Genomic DNA, 15,960 nt, shown 5'->3' with positions numbered 1-15,960 from the left:
AAGGGCACTATGGCTGCTCTTCGTCCCTTGCAGCCTGAGTTTGAACCTTGAGCGAAGCCCCCGAAGTTGCCGACGACAAACTGATGCGACGCCTGCTCTGGCAGAGCCTGGGCATCATGGTCGTGATGTTTACCGTGACCGCCCTGCTGGGCTACTGGCTGCGCGAGCCCATCACCGCGATGGCCACGAGCTTTGTGCAGGTGCTCGGCCCGCTGGGGATCTTTCTGGGTGTGCTGGCTGCCGACGCCATCAGCTTCCCCATCCCTGCCTCCACCTACCTTTTTGCCGGCGTGGCCGCCGACGCCGCGGTGATCCCGGTACTCATCGCCACCAGCCTGGCCAGCCTGATGGGCGGCGCGCTGGCCTACGTGGTCGGCCCTCAGGTCGCGCGCATCCCCTTTCTGGATCGCCGCCTGGAGCTCTTTCGCCCCCGCGGCGAAGCCCTCTTTAAGCGCTGGGGCGCCTGGGCCGTAGGCATCGCCGCGGTCACACCGATGCCCTTCTCGGTGGTCTGCTGGCTGGCCGGCATCTACCGCATGCCTTTTAAACGCTTCTTCACCGCCACACTGGTGCGCGTCCCCCGGGTCTGCGTCTACTACGCCCTCTTCGCCTTCGGCTGGGCCAGCGCCGCGGCCTGATCCCCCGCGCAGAGGTCCACCTTCAGGCAAAGCGCCCGCTCGGGCGCTCCACAGGCCAACCTCTCCCCTCCTTCAACTCAAACGCTCTTAGAAACGCGGCCGCTTCGAGGGGCGCAGCGCCTCCTCATCGAGCTCGCCACAGCGCGGGATCAACGCGGTGCAGGCCTCGGCCAGCCGCTCCAGCCCTTCACGACGGATGCGGAAGCTGCGCTCATCCATATAAAGATCGCGTCGGATCTCGATCTGAATGGCGTGCACCCCTTGCTGGGGTTGGCCGTAATGGCGCGTGATCCAGCCGCCCTTATAAGGCTCGTTGGAACGCACACTGAAGCCCTGCTCGCGGAAATGCTCCTCGACCAGCCAGCGCAACGTCGTGTCGCAGGACTGCCCTTCCACATCACCCGGCACGATCTCGGCTCGCCGGCGCCCCGGATCATCGTGGCCCTTACGCCCCATGGAGGGCATCGAGTGGCCATCGAGCAGGATGCAGTAGCCAAACTGGCTTTTGACCCGCTCGATCTCCTCGCGGAGCGTCTGATGGTAGGGGTGGTAGAAGGTGTTGAGCCGGCGCTTAAACGCCGCCTTGCTCATCGGCCCGGCCATCACCGGCGTGCGCGCGGTGGTCGTGCGCCAGACCACGCCCCGATCCTGATAGTAGCCGGGTCGCAAGATGCGCTTGCCGCCCTCGACCGTCTCCGGGGAGATGTCGTCCTCGGCGCGGTTCAGATCCACCACGTAACGCGACACGTTGGAGGCGACCAGCGTCGCCCCCAGCTCGGTGGTCTTTGCCCAGATCTGATCCACATAAAGATCCAGATCGCGGCGCAAGACGCGCTCACCGATGACCATCTCTTCGTGCACATCGTCGGGGATCCATTCCCCGGCGTGCGGCACGTCGACGATCACCGGAACGCGTTGCTCCTCCGGACGCTCGACTCTCATGATACCTGGTTCGCTCATGCTCCCTCTCGGGTGGACTGCCTCGACCATATGCAGGCAAGTATCACGTCCCGACGATTTCCTCCAGATCTTGTTCGCGTGCCTTTGCAACTCGCTCGTAGCGTTTCTGGAACTGCGCGGTGGCAAACATCACAAAATCGTCCATGGAGAGCCCGAAGGGCAGCTCGTCATAGGCCGCAAACATCTCATCAATCATGCCCAGCGCCAGCGGGAGGAGGTGATTCATGCGCCGATCGATCGCCTCCCAGACCTCATCGCCGTGTTCGGCCACAAGTCTGCTCAAGAGGTACACGCCGTAGGCCAGGTGACGCGATTCATCCTGCTTGAGCTTTCCGACGACCTCGCGCATCGCCGGCATCACATCGTTAGCCTCCAGCATCTGGAAATAGGCGTGGTAGCCGGTCTCCGCCAGCACACCCTCGACGATGAGGTTGTAGGTCACCGACGCCTCGGCCTGCGCCACCGGCGAGGGATCGTTGCGAAGGCGTCCCAGCGCGGTGGGGAGCTCCTGGTAGAAGATCGCCTGGTAGCAGGGCCCGTGAAAACGCGTCAGGTCGCTGGCGTCCTGCGCCACCTCATCGAGGAAACGCCGGAACACCTCCACATGTTTCGCTTCTTCCCAGAGAAAGGAGGTCAGATACATCTCCTCCTCCAACCTCCCCTCCTCAGCCACCACCCCGATCAGCGGCAGAAGATCGAGGGTGACCGACTCTTCGCCGCCCAGAAAGAGCGAACTCAAGTGCAGGAGCACTTCGCGCTGCTCCGGAGAAAACGACTCCCAGTCGGCGCGATCTTTGGAAAAATCAAAGCTCTGCGGATCCCAGATGCCGAATTTCTTGGCCTTCTGAAAAAGTCGCATCGGGAAGCTCTCAAAGTCCAAACCGCCGACGCGGGTGGACTTAAACACACGGGCCTGACCAGCGCTTGCCATCGTCATTGCTCGCTCCTCGGAGAGTGAGATCAGTGGCGGCGCAGCAGCGCCCGCTCCCGATCTGAAGTTCGGTGTGTGGGGAAGTGTAGGCACCGAAACGCGCAGCGAGCAAGGACTTCTGCGTAAAAAGATTCAGCCGCCGCGCTCAGGCGCCGCCGGCCATCGCCAGGGCAAAGCGCAGCTCATCGAGCACCAGCGCATCATCTTCGCTCTCGCGCGCCACTCGCAGGCCTTCCCGGGCCGCGTCGCCACCGAGGCGCCCCAGCGCCCAGGCGATATGGCCGCGCACCACCGCGTCGTCTTCGTTTTCGAGGTAACGCAGGAGTGTGGGCACGTCCGCCGCGGACCCTGTATTTCCCACCACCACCGCGGCGTTGCGTTTGAGCCCCCCGAGTTTGGCGCGTTTCATGGGCGAGCGCCGAAAGGTCTCGACGTAGCGCGCGTGATTAAAGCCCAGAAGTTCCAGCGGGCTGAGCGCGCGGTAGGCCTCCCGGGGCGCAAAGCTCGCATCCTCACTGAGGGGCGCGCGCCGGTTCCAGGGGCAGACCGCCTGGCAGATGTCGCAGCCAAAAAGATGATCGCCGATCAACGGGCGAAGTCGGCGTGGAATGGGCCCCCGAAGCTCGATGGTCAAATACGAGATGCAGCGGCGCGCGTCGATCACCTGCGGCGAGATGATCGCGCCGGTGGGGCAGGCATCGATGCAGCGGGTGCAACGTCCACAGCGGTCGGCGGCGGGCTCGGCCGGCTCCCCTAAATCGAGGCCGACGAGCACCTCCGAGATGATCGTAAAACTCCCAAGCCCCTGGCGAATAAGCAGCGCGTTTTTCCCCACCCAGCCCAGGCCCGCCATCCGCGCCAGATCACGCTCCAGCAGCGGCGCCGAATCGACCGCGGGGCGAGTCGCAACCTCGGCGCCGGTCTCATTATGAACGAAGGCCGCCAGCGTGCGCATCCGGTCCCATAAAAAGTCGTGGTAGTCGTCGCCGTGCGCATAGCTCGCCACGCGCATTCCCCCCTCAAAGAGGTCGGTGGGCTGACGGTAGTTGCTCAGGAGCACAATCACCGAGCGGGTGCCCGGCTCCAGCACGCTCGGGTCGACCCGCAGCGGCTGATGATTCTCCATATAATGCATCGAGCCGTGGCGACCCTCGCTGAGCCACTCCTGATACGCCCTCGCCGTGGGCAGACGCTCGGCGGGTATGATGGCGCAGGCTTCAAAGCCCAGCCGCAGCGCCTGTGCCTCAATCGCCTCTCGCAGCGCGCGCCGCTCCTCGGGGTTGGCTTCTACCATGGTCATCTTGCCCTGCTCTGGCGCGTTGCGCGCCGTTGTTGTGTTGCGAAGCGCTGTGCTATAAGCCGGGCGCGCTAACCCGACAAAAGAGGTCGCCTGAGACGACCTCCCTGCGAGGTCCTGGAGTTTCCGATGCGGATCTGTCCCAAATGCAACCGTCGTTTTCCCGACAACACGCTCTTTTGTCCGGATGACGGCAAAGCGCTCGTCCACCGCGTCGATAATCCCACGCCGGCCGACAGCGCACCACCGGCCTCTGCGCCGATGCGAAACCCGCACCCCACAGGCCAGCAGCACTCCGGTCAACAGCCGGGGCGCGCGCCGACGCGCACCAATCCGCCGGCCGCCGCGCGCCGTGATACCAGCCCGCCTCTCGATCCGAACAACCTCGTCGGACAGAGCCTTTTTGGCGAATACACCATCACCCGCAAGCTGGGTGAAGGGGGCATGGGCGCGGTCTACTTAGCGCAGCAGAACTCCATCGACCAGAAGATCGCGGTGAAGGTCCTGCACGAGCACTCCGCCGAGAGCGAGGAGCTGATTCAGCGCTTTCACCGCGAGGCGCGCGTCGTCTCGATGCTCACCCACCCCAACATCATCCGCGTCTTTATCTTCGGGCGCACCGACGGGGGTCTGCTCTACCTGGCGATGGAGTACGTCGAGGGCCAGAGCCTGCGCGACCGCATGGGCTCGCAGCCGATGGAAGAGATCCAGGCCATCAAGCTGATGAAGCAGCTCTGCAGCGGCCTCTCCGAAGCGCACGACCTGGGCATCATTCACCGCGATCTCAAGCCCGACAACGTGCTGCTCACGAACTTCCGCGGGGAGTCGAACTTCGTCAAGATCCTCGACTTCGGCATCGCCAAGATCAACGAGGTCGAAGGCGGCCCCGAGCAGCAAAAGCTCACCCAGGCCGGCATCGTCTACGGCACTCCGGAGTACCTCTCCCCGGAGCAGGCCCAGGCCCTGGAGCTGGACCACCGCACCGACCTCTACAGCCTGGGCGTAATGCTCTTCGAGCTGCTCACCGGCAAGGTTCCCTTCACGGGCACGACCCCCGTGCAGATCCTGACCGCGCATGTGTTCAATGAGGTTCCCAAACCCTCCTCGGTGGCACCGGGGCCGATCGCCCCGACGATGGAGCGCATCATCCTCAAAGCCCTCTCCAAAGATCCCGCCGATCGTTTCGAAGACGCCATGGCGATGTTCGAGGCGCTGGTCGCCCGCGAGCAGGAGATCATTCGCGAGCGAGGCCTCAGCGGCCGCGCCGCCTACGTGCCCGGCATGGAGCTCACCGGCATGTACCGCGCCATCGACTTAAGCCAGGAGCAACCCGGGCTGCCTCCGGCGGCATCGGTCGAAGAGGTCGAGAGCGCGCCGACGCTGGCGATGGCCGCGCCGGTCACGGGTGCCCCGGCGGCAGGCGCGGCCGCAGCCGCCGCCGCACAGCCGTCTCAGCCCGCCAAATCCAACGACTCCACGCGCACGATCATCACCGTGGTGATCGGCCTGGCCTCCTTCATCTTTCTGGTGCTCGTGGCCATCATCGGCTACCTGCTCACTCGCTGAAAAAAAGCGCGCGTCGCGACCTCGCCGCGCGCGCTTTCGACCTCTGACCGGGGGCTCTTTCCGTGCTCTTTCGACTCGACAACGTCCAGAAGGACTACAAAGGCTTCGCCGCGCTTAAAGGCATCAGCTTCGAGCTGGAGTCGAACGCAGTCGGGCTGCTCGGCCCCAACGGCGCGGGCAAGTCCACGCTCATCAAAGCGCTCTTAGGGCTCATCCCCATCAATGGCGGCAGCGCCGAGGTTCTGGGCATGCGTCTTCCTCAAGACGCCCGGGCCATCCGCCGCGCGGTGGGCTACATGCCCGAAAACGACTGCTATCTGCCCTACATGACCGCCGTCGATTACGTCAGCTTCAACGGCCAGCTCTGCGGGCTTCCCAAAAGCGAGGCGTTCCGGCGCGCCCACGAGGTCCTCTATTATGTGGGGCTTGGCGAGGCGCGCTACCGCCAGCTGGGCGGCTTCTCCACGGGCATGAAGCAGCGCGCCAAGCTCGCGCAGGCGCTTGTGCACGGCCCGCGCCTGCTCTTTCTCGATGAGCCCACCAACGGGCTCGACCCGAAGGGGCGAGAGGAGATGCTGGAGTTGATTGAGGATGTGCGCGAGCGCGATGTGCGCATTGTGCTCTCCACCCACCTTCTGCCCGACGTTGAGAAGATCTGCGACAGCGTGGTCATGCTCAACCAGGGCGCGCTGGTGCATGTGGGCTCGCTGGCCGAGCTGCAGAAGAGCGATGACCCGGTCATTGAGGTGGGCACCCGCGATGAGAACGCGCGTTTTGTCACACTTCTCACCGAGGCGGGCTTTGCGGTCGAGCAGGCCGGCATGCACCTCAAAGTGCGCTTGAGCGGCACGCAGAGCGCCGATGATCTCGTGCGCCTGGCCGTCGAGCATAAGGTGCAACTTCGCCACTTCTTGCCTCAGCGTCTCACGCTGGAGACGGCCTTTCTGGCGCTCCTCGATCAAGAAACCTCCCGGGCACGCCCGGAGCTCGGTGCTTAAAGCCCCTCCCCTCACCGGTTCTTACCTATGTCGATCCGCGATCAACAGTATACCCGCTACGAAGGTCCCCTCGTTGAGCGATTTGCCTGGTGGACCATCGCCTGGATCTCGCTTCGCACCTACTGGCGCTTCTGGCGCACCAAACTTGTGGTGCTGGGCAGCTGGCTCATCCCGCTGATCTTCGGGGTGCTCATCGTCGGCGAGTACGCGATGCGCTCGCAGCTCGGCCAGATGGGCGCAGCCGAGGCCCCGGGGCGCGGGCCGGTCGTGGTCTTTTTGCAGTTCGAGGTCTTTGCGCTGGCGCTGGTCTATGTGGCCAACGGCTGCGGGATCATCAGCGACGATCTTCGCCACCGCACCGTGCAGCTCTACTTCTCCAAGCCCATCAGCCGCTTTGATTATGCGTTCGGGAAGTTCCTCTGCCTCTTTATGCTGGGCGCGCTGACCGCCATTGTGCCGGCGATCCTCTTAAGCGGGCTGCGCGTGGCGTTTTTTGCCTCCACCGAATACGCCGGCCAGGTCGCCGCGCTGCATGCCGTAGGCGTCGTGATGGCGGTGGGCCTTGTGGCGGTGATGAGCGCGATGGTCGTGGGGTTGAGCAGCCTGACCAGCCGCACAGGTTACGCGGTGCTGGGGTGGCTGGGCGCGCTTATTGTGCCGCTGATTCTGCACGCGATCTTCGGCTCGGTCAGCGGCGGTCACGCCGCTGCGGCGCTCTTCAGCCTCACCGGCAACCTCACGCTTCTGGGTCAGGCGATGCTTGAGGGCGGCCCGGACTTCCCCGAAACGGTGCCGATGTGGGCGCCCTTTGTGGTGACGCTGGGGCTGGGCGGTGCGGGCATTGCTGCGCTGGGCCACCGCGTCAGCCGTCTGGAGGGCATCGCCTGATGCTCCTCTCTTTGACCGCGACTTCTTCTCTTGCTCCTTTTGCGACGAGGCGCTGATGTCCAGCCCCGCTCCAACTTCTGACGCCCCGACCGGTGCCGCCCCGCAGGGTGCAGCCAACTCGGAGGTCACCCGTGTGGGCCGCGGTGATGTGGTCATCGCCGCCCGCAAGCTCTCCTACTGGTACGGCCAGGTCATCGGGGTCAACGACATCTCCATCGACATCGGCCAGGGCGTGGTGGGACTTCTCGGGCCCAACGGCGCCGGCAAATCTACCCTGCTCAAATGCCTCACCGGCCAGCTTCGCCCGGCCACGGGCATGGCCACCATCGGCGGGCAGCGGGTCTGGAACAACGCTCAGGCGTTTTCAAAGCTGGGCTTTGTGCCCGAACAGGACGCCTTCTACGAAGAGATGAGCGGGCGCGCCTTTGTCACCCACCTCACTCGCCTCCAGGGTTTTTCAAAAAGCGACGCGGCGACGCTGGCCGAAGAGGCCATCGCCACGGTCAGCTTGAGTGAGCAGGCTCACCGCCCGATCCGCGAGTACTCCAAGGGCATGCGCCAGCGCATCAAGATCGCCCAGGCGCTCGCGCATCGCCCCCGGGTGCTCTTCTTTGATGAGCCGCTGACCGGCACCGATCCGGTGGGCCGACGCACGATCATCGACCTGATCCGCAAGCTCGGCGATGAGGGGCGCACCGTGGTGGTCTCCAGCCACATCCTGCACGAGGTCGAGGCGATGACCTCCGATATTGTGCTCATCAACCGCGGCCGCGTGCTGGCCGACGGCAACATCTACCGCATCCGCGAGATGATCGATGAGCACCCCCACCGCATCTATGTGGAGTGCGAGGAGCCCCGCAAGCTCGCCAGCCTCCTGAGCGCCTTTGAAGACACCCTGGAGTTGAGCTTTACCGAGCGTGGCTTCTTCGTCTCCACCTCCGAGCCCGATCTGGCCTACAGCCGCATCGCCTCACTCTCGGTGGAGCATAAGTTGACGCTGCGCGCGCTCACCTCCACCGACAACGATCTCTCGGCGGTCTTCCGCTACCTGGTCTCCTGACCAGTCCTTTTGCTCCCGACGAGTCTGCCATGAGCACAACCTCCCTTCCGGCCCGCAACTTCGGCGTGGTGCGCCAGGCCACGAGCCTCTTTGCGCTGGATTTTGGCCGCCAGCTCCGCGCGCGAAAGACGTTTGTGCTCTTCGCGGTGCAACTTCTGCCGGTGTTCGTCGCCCTGGCGTATGTCGCCTTTGGCGAGCTCGACGGGATGACGATGTTCCGCAACAGCCTGGAGTCGGTGTACCTGCCCTTTCTGGTGCCTCTGGCCGCGCTTTATTTTGGCGGACCCTCGGTGGTCGATGAGATCGAGGGGCGCACGATCACCTATCTGACCCTGCGGCCGATCCCGCGCGCGCTGCTCTACCTGGCCAAGCTCAAAAGCGCGATGGTCAGCGCGACGCTCGTGAGCACCATCCCCATCGCCCTGCTCTTTGTGGTCTGCGCAGCGAGTTCGGGAGAGTTTGGCGCGGAGCTCGGAACGCTGGGGCAGATGCTGGGCGCGGCGGCGGTGGGCGCGGTGACCTACACGGCGCTCTTTGCGATGCTGGCGGTGATCTTTTCGTCGAGCCTGCTCTTAGGGATCATCTACTACGTGGTCGTGGAGATGGTGGTCGCAGCGATCCCGGTGGTGGAGCTCGCCAGCGTGAAGTTCCATGTGCGCACCATCGCCGGGCTGCAGGGCGCCGACCGCGCCGGCTGGCTCGATAAGCTCATCCTCGATGAGCCGCTGAACTTCGAGTGGTGGTTCGGGCTGCTGGTCGCGGGCATCATCACGGTGCTGGCCACGGCGGCGGCCACCGCGATCTTCCGCGAGAAGCAGTTTCACGTCTGAGGGGACGCCCCTCACTCCATCACTCCCCAAACGCTTTGACGCGCGGCCAGGCGTGCACGCCGAAGCTCAGCGCGGCAAGAGCCTGCAGAGCCCAGCCCACCGTCTGCAGCCCCGCGGCCGCCATCGCCACGCCCAGGTTCAACGCGGCGATGGCTGCGAGCATCGCCGCGTCGCTGCCCCGCTCGGTGCGCGCGCCGAAGGTGGGTAAGATCCAGTAGGCCACGCCCATCACCAGCTGCACCGTCCAGCCGAAGAGCAACGTGTGATGGTGAATGCGCAAGAGCTCGGTGCTGCCCAGGCCGCCCAGCGGAAGGATCGTCGGGCCCTTATTGGCGAGCAGCAACGCGCCGGCGCTCAACCCCACCACCAGATGCAAAATCGCCAGGCGCAACGCACGTATGGAGAGCGGTGCCATCAGCCCTCCTCGGCGCGCGCTTGTTTTTTGCGCCGCGCCCGCTCGGCTTTCGGGTCTTTGATGCGCGGCCAGATCGCGGCGGCAAAGGCCAGCCCGCCGGCCCACTGCGCGATGGCCGAGACCACCAGAAGCCCTCCGAAAATCCCGGCCTCATCGGCGCCTTGCAGCGCGAGCATCGGCTCGGCGACCGCCCGCAGCACAAGCCCCAGGTTCAGCCCCACAAGGCTCGTCCACCCCAGCCACTCCGGGCCGCGGGGCTGCTCCTTGCTCCATTTTGGAAAGAGCCACAACGCCACCCCCACAATGCACTGGGTGACCCACCCCACCATAAAAAGATGCAGGTAGGTCGGCAGCAAGAGCGCCGACCAGGCGCCCCCCACCCAGGCCAGCGCCGCGGCCACGAGCATCGCCAGCACAAAATACAAAAGCCCCAGCTTCAAAAAGATTCGGCTCAATGTGGGCATACAAGACGCCTCCAGAAACGAACATTCACAAGCAAAATCAACGCGTTAAGATAATCACACAAGCCAGGGCCGCGCGACCATCGTGGCGAGTATGACGATGAGAATCACGAGCACCCCGGTGATTCGCCCCTGCCACGCGGCCATTTTGCGGTAGCGCGCAATCTGCTCCGGGGTGCTGCCCCCGGAGGCGCGCGGCCCCACAAAGAAGTCGTGCGTAAGACTCAGCAGCATCATCAGGGTAACCACCACGAGCTTCAGGCCGAGCACCCGGGTATGCGGCGCCTGGAAGAAAGAAAGATCGACGAGGTTGGCCCAGCGCGCCCCCCAGAAGTACATCATGAACGAGCCGCTGAGCACCAGCCACCCCAGGCTCGCCCAACCCACCCGCTGAAAGCGGCGTCCAATGGCCGAGGTGATGTTCGCGCGCGACTTCGGATCAAGCGTGCGGGCCACCGGAATGGCCACCAGCGCCATAAAGAGCACCCCGCCCACCCAGATGGTGGCCGCGATGACGTGGGTGGCCACGGCGACCTTGTAGAGCATCTCCATCATCGCCTCCTCACCCCGGCCGGCCGTCGACCCGGGGTCGCGTGAGCACCGGCAGGTACACCACCGCGTAGATCAGAAAGGCCACCGCCCACAACGCAGCAGAGAAGCTCACAAAACCCACGTAATAGCCCGGCCAGGCGCCGGCGAGTAGCGCCGGGGCGACCATGGGGAGGAAGGTGCGGCCGAGCGCGGCGACGCCCAGGAGCGCAAAGGCCCAGCCCAGCGAGCGGTGCGGCTGAAGTTTGCGCCCGGTATGCCCCAGGGCCACGCGCGCCATCATCCCTAAGGTGAGCATCCCCACCGCACCGACGGTGATGGCGTGGGTGGCCATTGCCGAGGAGACCTGGGGCCAGAGGTAGGCGGTCGCGCGCAGCATAAATCCCACGCCGATCCAGGCGTGACCGGCGTGCAGCACCCACAAAAGCGGCACCTTGAGCGCGGCGCGGGTGCCCCAGCCGACCATCCGGGCGATAACAGCCACGCCGGCCAGCGCCGAGCTCAGGATGGCGACCCAGCGCAAACTTTGCGCACCGAGCCCCATCGCGATCTGCGAGACAATGCTCAGCCCCACAAACGCGAAGAGCGCCTTGTCCAGCCAGGCCGACTTACGCACGGCCACGCCGGTGGCGTTGCTGGTAAACATCGGGATGACGCGCCCCCCGACGACCAGCATCATCACCACGACGAGGTCGAGGGCTCCTAAAAGCCACAGGCGCTCTCCAGCAACAGGCGCACCGAGCGAAGCGAGGTGCATCAGGAGGTTCAGCGCAAAAAGTGCGCCGAGCATCCCCAGAAATTTGTAATTACGACGACTCTTCGAGGCTAACAGCGGCCGCCCGATCGCCACCGCCAACGCCGGGATGAAGCTCAGGTCCAGGATCGCGCCGAGGATTCCCGGCTCCCACACCCCGCTCATCGCCACGCGCCCGGCCACCCACAGGGCCACCAGCGCCATCAACCACGGCCCCTGCGCGGTGACGCCTTTGGTCCAGTTCTGCACCGCCGTGAGCAAAAAGCCCGCGATCACCGCCAGCGCAAAACCAAAGATCATCTCGTGACCGTGCCAGCTCAGCGCCGACCAGCCTGTGGCCACGCTGAGACCGCGCGCAAAAATCGTCGCCCACCAGGGCACCGCGACCACCGCAAAGATCGCGGCGACCAGAAAGAAGGGCCGAAACCCACAGGCCCACAGCGCGCGGGGGGCGCGCGTTGGCGCGGGCGCGTTCGGGGCCAAAAGATCGATCTGAACCATGCTCACCTCAAAGTCTGGTTGTCTGCGAGGGACGCGCAACTTTTGCGCATCACTACGTCGCGACCTCCCTTGTCGCAAGTTCTGTACCGGGCCAGGGCATTTATCCTGAAGGGGGGCGCGCTTGCACACGCTCACATTCCTCGCATCCCCCTGAAAAGACGACGCAATCCACGTCCTCAGCCGACCTCCCACCCCTCGCTGCATCCATGAATTTTTCGAGAAACCCCACGCGCATTTCAAAACGCCGACGCAAGAATTGCGCACTTTTTGCGCCACGCGCATTTCTTGCGGAGCAAGACCTGCGCCTCTTCCGGGAGGATCGGCGCCTCCCACGACCTCGGGCAGAAATTTCTGCGTTTGTAGTATGCCGTAAAGTCCAGAATTCATGCGGCCCTTAACCCCTGGTCAGTTTTGCCACACGGGAATTTTTCATCGGTGGCATAGCTCTCGCACTACCTCGGGGCGAATCAAACGCTCCACCCGAAAGGAGCACTGGCGAAGGGCCTCGCCAGCACACGTCAGGCCCCCGGCGCCTATCTACGGCGCCACAGATCGCAATGGAGGTTGGCCATGACCACGCATATTTTCCAGATTCCTTCGCCCCGGCGACTCGCCATACTGGCGACGCTGCTGCTGACCTCCATCGCCTTCACCGGCTGCATCCTCGAAGACACTGAGCGTGCGCACACCCCCGGCTCGGTGCTCAAGCAGGGGGCCACAAAGCAGGCCCCTGCCGAGCAGGTTGCGTTCACCCTGGAAGCCCACATCACCGGCTACAAAGGTGTCGGTGGCGCCATCGACGGCCAGATCAACCCGGAGCTTAAGGTCAAGCCGGGCACCGAGGTCACCATCACCCTCATCAACAAAGAGGCGATGGCCCATGACATCGGCCTGGAGAGCGCCGGCACCAAGAGCGACGCGGTGATGAAGGTCGATGAGACCACCACCTTCACCTTTGTGGCCACCGCCAGCGACACCTACTACTGCACCATCCCCGGCCACCGTCAGGCGGGCATGGTCGGCAAGCTCACGGTTGAAGGCTCGGCGGCGGCCCCCGAGATGGTGGCCACGGCCAACGCCCCCGCGATGGCGCATCACGGCGGCGGCCCGGCCCCGGGCTTTGGCGCCTCGCTCAAGCCCGCCAAACGGGTAACGATCGATGAGGTGGGCTGGGACGCCTCCGACATCCCCGCCCCTCTCAACCGCACTCGCCCCGAGAAAGTCGAGTTTGTGATTGAGACCGAAGAGGTCATCGCCGAGATCGAAGACGGCACCACCTTCGAGCTTTGGACCTACAACGGCAAAGTCCCCGGCCCGATGCTCCGCGTGATGGAAGGCGACGATGTGGTCATCCACCTCGATAACCACGAGACCAGCCTGATGCCGCACTCGATTGACTTCCACTCGGCCACCGGCCCTGGCGGCGGCGCCGTCTACCTGCAGGTTCCTCCCGGTGAGCGTCGCTCGCTGCAGTTCAAGGCGCTCAAAGCCGGCATCTACGTCTACCACTGCGCCACCCCGCACATCCCCACGCATATGGCGCGCGGCATGTACGGACTCATCCTGGTGGAACCCCCGGGAGGCCTGCCTGAAGTCGACCACGAGTACTACGTCGTCCAGGGCGAATACTACACCAACGCCCGCCCCGGCACCGACGGACACATGGAGGAAGATGGCGAGCGCCTGCTCGATGAGCTCCCCACCTACGTGCTGCTCAACGGTCGGGTGGGCTCCATCACCGGCGACCGCGCCATGAAGGCCGAAGTCGGCGACACCCTGCGCATCTTCTTCGGGGTGGGTGGCCCCAACCTGCACAGCGCCTTCCACGTCATCGGTGAGATCTTCGACCGGGTCTACCCCGAGGGCGCCCTGCTCAACGAGCCGCTGCTCAACGTGCAGACCACCTCGGTGCCCCCGGGCGGCGCGACGATGGTGGAGTTTGAGGTCGATTACCCGGGCAGCTACCTGCTCGTCGACCACGCCCTGAGCCGCCTCGATAAGGGTGCCGTCGGCATCCTGGAGGTCAGCGGCGAAGCCGACGACAGCATCTTCAAGGGTCTCGACGGCCTGCCTCCCGCCGGTCACTGACCCCCCTGCCTCCCGGGCCGCTCGCGGCCCGGGAGGCAACGCACCGAACCTGTCCCAAACCATGAGCACGCCATGACCTGGCACCCCACGCCACACCGACCTCTCAGCCCCACCCGCCGCGCCGGAGGCTCCCATGACCGCCGAACTTCTCCCCGACCCCATCGCCCCGACACATGATCCGGCGCGCCCCGCTTCCCCCACCTTCCTGACGCGTCGCAACCTCCTGATCACCGCCGCGTTGCTCGTCTTCGGTGGCCTGAGCGCCATCATCTTCAACAGCGCGCTGGTGGCCGACGACACCGACGAGCCGGCCGCCACCGCCGAGGCCCCCCACGAGCTGCGCGGCATCCACTACAACCCGCCCCGGCTCGCACCGGCGCTGCACGGCGTCGACCACAACGCCAAAGCCTTCTCGCTCAAGCGCCAGCCCCACCCCCTGGCCATGGTCTTCTTTGGTTACGTCAGCTGCCTGGACGTCTGCCCCACCAACCTCAAAAAATTTGAGAAGATCGAAGAGAACCTGGGCGAAGACGCCGACCAGGTGCAGTTTCTCTTCGTGACCATTGACCCCGAGAAAGAAACGCCCGAGGAGCTCCGCGCCTACCTGGGCCACTACAAAGGGGAGATCGTCGGCCTGACCGCCCGCGAGGGGCAGGATCTTCAGCCCACCTACGACGCCTGGGGCGTGGTCCGCCGCCGCGTCGAGCTTGAAAAACCCATCGCCGGCCGCGACTACAAATGGGACCACAGCGGTCAGATCTACCTGGTGATGGACGGCCAGCGCATCGCGGTGAGCTACCCCTACGGCACCTCGGTCGAAGCCATGACCGAAGATGTGCGCGCGCTGCTCAAAGATCCCTCCCTCGGTGAGCGGATGCCGGAGGTCGGCGAGGTCCGCGACGTCTCGATTGAGGCCGGCTCGTATACCCGTGCGGCTCAGCAGAACCCCACCCTGCCCTCCTATCTGCGCGTGAACGTGGGCGACGCCATCCGCTGGAAGAACGATGACTACATGTACCACTTCGTCGGCGACATCTCCCTGGCCCCGGGCCAGTCGGCGTTGCAGAAGTTCGATGAGCCCGGCGATTTCTACTTCGGCTGCACGGCGGTGCCGCAGGAGGTGATCCGAATCCGGGTCTTCGAGTAAGGTGGAGCGGTGACCTGTGGATAACGTCCCTCACCGCTTGATGGAGATCTGTGATGACATCGCACCTTTTGCGCCTCTGCCCCGGCGCGCTGACCTTATTGCTGGCCGGCGCGCTTGCCTGCTCTGGCCCCTCGACGATGGAGAAGGCCGAGGCCTCGGTCGTTGACGACTCCGCCCGGGCCGTTGTGGCCGACGATGATGAACCCGCCGTCGAAGACGGCGCCACCGAAGAGCCCGCTGTGACTGAGCACCACGACTCCCACGACCACGCCCACGACTCCCACGGGCATCACGACCACGCCTTTAAAAACCCCGAAGATTACGTCGATCGCTGGAACAGCCCCGAGCGCGACCTCTGGCAACGTCCCGCCGCTGTGGTCGAAGCCATGGAGATTGAGCCGGGCATGAGCGCGGCCGACATCGGCGCGGGCACCGGCTATTTCATCCCCCACCTGGTCGGCCAGGTCGGCCCCGAAGGGCTTGTCTACGCCGTCGATATGGAAGACGCGATGCTGCGCTACATCGACGAGGAGGCCGAAGCCCGCGGCTGGGTCAACGTCGAGACCGTCCAGGCCCGCGCGGATGCCTCCGGGCTTGAGCCCGAGTCGGTCGACCGCATCTTAAGCGTCAACACCTGGCACCACATCCCCGATCGCGAGGCCTACGCCGAGCACCTCACCACTCGCCTCCGCCCGGGCGGCTCGGTGTGGATCGTCGACTACACAAAAGACTCCCCCCAGGGCCCGCCCGCCCAACACCGCATGACCCCCGAGCAGATCATCGCCGAGCTTGAGGCCGGCGGCTTTGAAGCCGAGCTCCACGAGATCAAACTCGATCGGCAGTTTATGGTGGTGGGACGACTTCCCGAATAAGCGCA

The 15,960-nt window shown here is 64.9% G+C and carries 16 protein-coding genes; 9 read left to right on the top strand and 7 right to left on the bottom strand.

The annotated features are described in order from the left end of the window. Positions 1-47 precede the first annotated feature (47 nt). Entirely contained in the window at positions 48-638 is a 591-nt protein-coding gene (locus FRC98_RS01040; protein ID WP_146979454.1) for a YqaA family protein, read from the top strand. Positions 639-725: 87 nt separating this feature from the next. Here the strand turns inward: FRC98_RS01040 and FRC98_RS01035 are convergent, their stop codons facing one another. From FRC98_RS01035 to queG, 3 genes are all read right to left on the bottom strand, one after another. After that, positions 726-1,598 (bottom strand): N-formylglutamate amidohydrolase, encoded by an 873-nt coding sequence (locus FRC98_RS01035; RefSeq protein WP_230467150.1) that lies wholly within the window; start codon positions 1,596-1,598, stop codon positions 726-728. A gap of 43 nt (positions 1,599-1,641) precedes the next feature. Then, positions 1,642-2,535 (bottom strand): R2-like ligand-binding oxidase, encoded by an 894-nt coding sequence (locus FRC98_RS01030; protein WP_230467149.1) that lies wholly within the window; start codon positions 2,533-2,535, stop codon positions 1,642-1,644. Positions 2,536-2,674: 139 nt separating this feature from the next. Further along, positions 2,675-3,829 carry a tRNA epoxyqueuosine(34) reductase QueG gene (gene queG / locus FRC98_RS01025; protein WP_146979452.1) on the bottom strand — a complete coding sequence of 385 codons (1,155 nt, stop codon included), beginning with the start codon at positions 3,827-3,829 and terminating at the stop codon, positions 2,675-2,677. A gap of 126 nt (positions 3,830-3,955) precedes the next feature. Here queG and FRC98_RS01020 point away from each other — a divergent pair, with 126 nt between their 5' ends. The 5 genes from FRC98_RS01020 (at position 3,956) to FRC98_RS01000 (ending at position 9,168) form a co-directional block, all read left to right on the top strand. Then, positions 3,956-5,392 carry a serine/threonine protein kinase gene (locus FRC98_RS01020; RefSeq protein ID WP_146979451.1) on the top strand — a complete coding sequence of 479 codons (1,437 nt, stop codon included), beginning with the start codon at positions 3,956-3,958 and terminating at the stop codon, positions 5,390-5,392. Between the two features lie 62 nt (positions 5,393-5,454). After that, a complete protein-coding gene (locus FRC98_RS01015) occupies positions 5,455-6,390 on the top strand; it encodes an ABC transporter ATP-binding protein (protein ID WP_146979450.1) in 936 nt (311 codons plus the stop codon). A gap of 27 nt (positions 6,391-6,417) precedes the next feature. Then, on the top strand, positions 6,418-7,278 hold the full coding sequence (locus FRC98_RS01010) for an ABC transporter permease (RefSeq protein WP_146979449.1): 861 nt from the start codon (positions 6,418-6,420) through the stop codon (positions 7,276-7,278). Between the two features lie 55 nt (positions 7,279-7,333). Beyond that, entirely contained in the window at positions 7,334-8,338 is a 1,005-nt protein-coding gene (locus tag FRC98_RS01005; protein ID WP_146979448.1) for an ABC transporter ATP-binding protein, read from the top strand. Between the two features lie 29 nt (positions 8,339-8,367). Beyond that, positions 8,368-9,168: an ABC transporter permease gene (locus FRC98_RS01000; RefSeq protein ID WP_146979447.1), complete on the top strand. Its 801-nt coding sequence runs from the start codon at positions 8,368-8,370 to the stop codon at positions 9,166-9,168. Between the two features lie 19 nt (positions 9,169-9,187). On the opposite strand, the gene FRC98_RS00995 is transcribed toward FRC98_RS01000, so the two are convergent. Genes FRC98_RS00995 through FRC98_RS00980 form a run of 4 tightly spaced genes read right to left on the bottom strand, consistent with a single transcriptional unit; the run spans position 9,188 to position 11,848 of the window. After that, positions 9,188-9,583 carry a hypothetical protein gene (locus FRC98_RS00995; protein ID WP_146979446.1) on the bottom strand — a complete coding sequence of 132 codons (396 nt, stop codon included), beginning with the start codon at positions 9,581-9,583 and terminating at the stop codon, positions 9,188-9,190. Continuing rightward, positions 9,583-10,047, bottom strand: coding sequence for a hypothetical protein (locus FRC98_RS00990; RefSeq protein ID WP_146979445.1), 465 nt, complete (start codon positions 10,045-10,047; stop codon positions 9,583-9,585). Before FRC98_RS00990 ends, FRC98_RS00995 begins: the two co-directional genes overlap by 1 nt. A 54-nt stretch (positions 10,048-10,101) precedes the next feature. After that, entirely contained in the window at positions 10,102-10,596 is a 495-nt protein-coding gene (locus FRC98_RS00985) for a CopD family protein (RefSeq protein WP_230467148.1), read from the bottom strand. Between the two features lie 10 nt (positions 10,597-10,606). Continuing rightward, positions 10,607-11,848, bottom strand: a complete 1,242-nt coding sequence (locus FRC98_RS00980; RefSeq protein WP_230467147.1) for an NnrS family protein — start codon at positions 11,846-11,848, stop codon at positions 10,607-10,609. Between the two features lie 570 nt (positions 11,849-12,418). On the opposite strand from FRC98_RS00980, the gene nirK reads away from it, so the two are divergent. The 3 genes from nirK to FRC98_RS00965 all read left to right on the top strand — a co-directional run bounded on the left by nirK (position 12,419) and on the right by FRC98_RS00965 (position 15,955). Then, entirely contained in the window at positions 12,419-13,936 is a 1,518-nt protein-coding gene (gene nirK, locus FRC98_RS00975; protein ID WP_146979442.1) for a copper-containing nitrite reductase, read from the top strand. A gap of 133 nt (positions 13,937-14,069) precedes the next feature. After that, the gene (locus tag FRC98_RS00970; RefSeq protein WP_146979441.1) at positions 14,070-15,083 is read left to right on the top strand and encodes an SCO family protein; all 1,014 of its coding nucleotides are present in this window, start codon (positions 14,070-14,072) and stop codon (positions 15,081-15,083) included. Between the two features lie 53 nt (positions 15,084-15,136). Next, complete coding sequence (locus tag FRC98_RS00965; protein WP_146979440.1) at positions 15,137-15,955, top strand: class I SAM-dependent methyltransferase; 819 nt, start codon at positions 15,137-15,139, stop codon at positions 15,953-15,955. The last annotated feature ends 5 nt before the right edge of the window (positions 15,956-15,960 follow it).

The sequence above is a fragment of the Lujinxingia vulgaris genome, assembly GCF_007997015.1.
In the GTDB taxonomy this organism is placed as follows: domain Bacteria; phylum Myxococcota_A; class Bradymonadia; order Bradymonadales; family Bradymonadaceae; genus Lujinxingia; species Lujinxingia vulgaris.
This window is presented reverse-complemented; position numbering and strand designations above follow the sequence as displayed.

What these genes read in the sequence shown, in the direction of transcription:
- FRC98_RS01035 (WP_230467150.1), bottom strand. Translation starts at nt 1,598, where the DNA reads ATGAGCGAACCAGGTATCATGAGAGTCGAGCGTCCGGAGGAGCAACGC.
- FRC98_RS01030 (WP_230467149.1), bottom strand. Translation starts at nt 2,535, where the DNA reads ATGACGATGGCAAGCGCTGGTCAGGCCCGTGTGTTTAAGTCCACCCGC.
- queG (WP_146979452.1), bottom strand. Translation starts at nt 3,829, where the DNA reads ATGACCATGGTAGAAGCCAACCCCGAGGAGCGGCGCGCGCTGCGAGAG.
- FRC98_RS01020 (WP_146979451.1), top strand. Translation starts at nt 3,956, where the DNA reads ATGCGGATCTGTCCCAAATGCAACCGTCGTTTTCCCGACAACACGCTC.
- FRC98_RS01010 (WP_146979449.1), top strand. Translation starts at nt 6,418, where the DNA reads ATGTCGATCCGCGATCAACAGTATACCCGCTACGAAGGTCCCCTCGTT.
- FRC98_RS01005 (WP_146979448.1), top strand. Translation starts at nt 7,334, where the DNA reads ATGTCCAGCCCCGCTCCAACTTCTGACGCCCCGACCGGTGCCGCCCCG.
- FRC98_RS01000 (WP_146979447.1), top strand. Translation starts at nt 8,368, where the DNA reads ATGAGCACAACCTCCCTTCCGGCCCGCAACTTCGGCGTGGTGCGCCAG.
- FRC98_RS00995 (WP_146979446.1), bottom strand. Translation starts at nt 9,583, where the DNA reads ATGGCACCGCTCTCCATACGTGCGTTGCGCCTGGCGATTTTGCATCTG.
- FRC98_RS00990 (WP_146979445.1), bottom strand. Translation starts at nt 10,047, where the DNA reads ATGCCCACATTGAGCCGAATCTTTTTGAAGCTGGGGCTTTTGTATTTT.
- FRC98_RS00985 (WP_230467148.1), bottom strand. Translation starts at nt 10,596, where the DNA reads ATGGAGATGCTCTACAAGGTCGCCGTGGCCACCCACGTCATCGCGGCC.
- FRC98_RS00980 (WP_230467147.1), bottom strand. Translation starts at nt 11,848, where the DNA reads ATGGTTCAGATCGATCTTTTGGCCCCGAACGCGCCCGCGCCAACGCGC.
- nirK (WP_146979442.1), top strand. Translation starts at nt 12,419, where the DNA reads ATGACCACGCATATTTTCCAGATTCCTTCGCCCCGGCGACTCGCCATA.
- FRC98_RS00970 (WP_146979441.1), top strand. Translation starts at nt 14,070, where the DNA reads ATGACCGCCGAACTTCTCCCCGACCCCATCGCCCCGACACATGATCCG.
- FRC98_RS00965 (WP_146979440.1), top strand. Translation starts at nt 15,137, where the DNA reads ATGACATCGCACCTTTTGCGCCTCTGCCCCGGCGCGCTGACCTTATTG.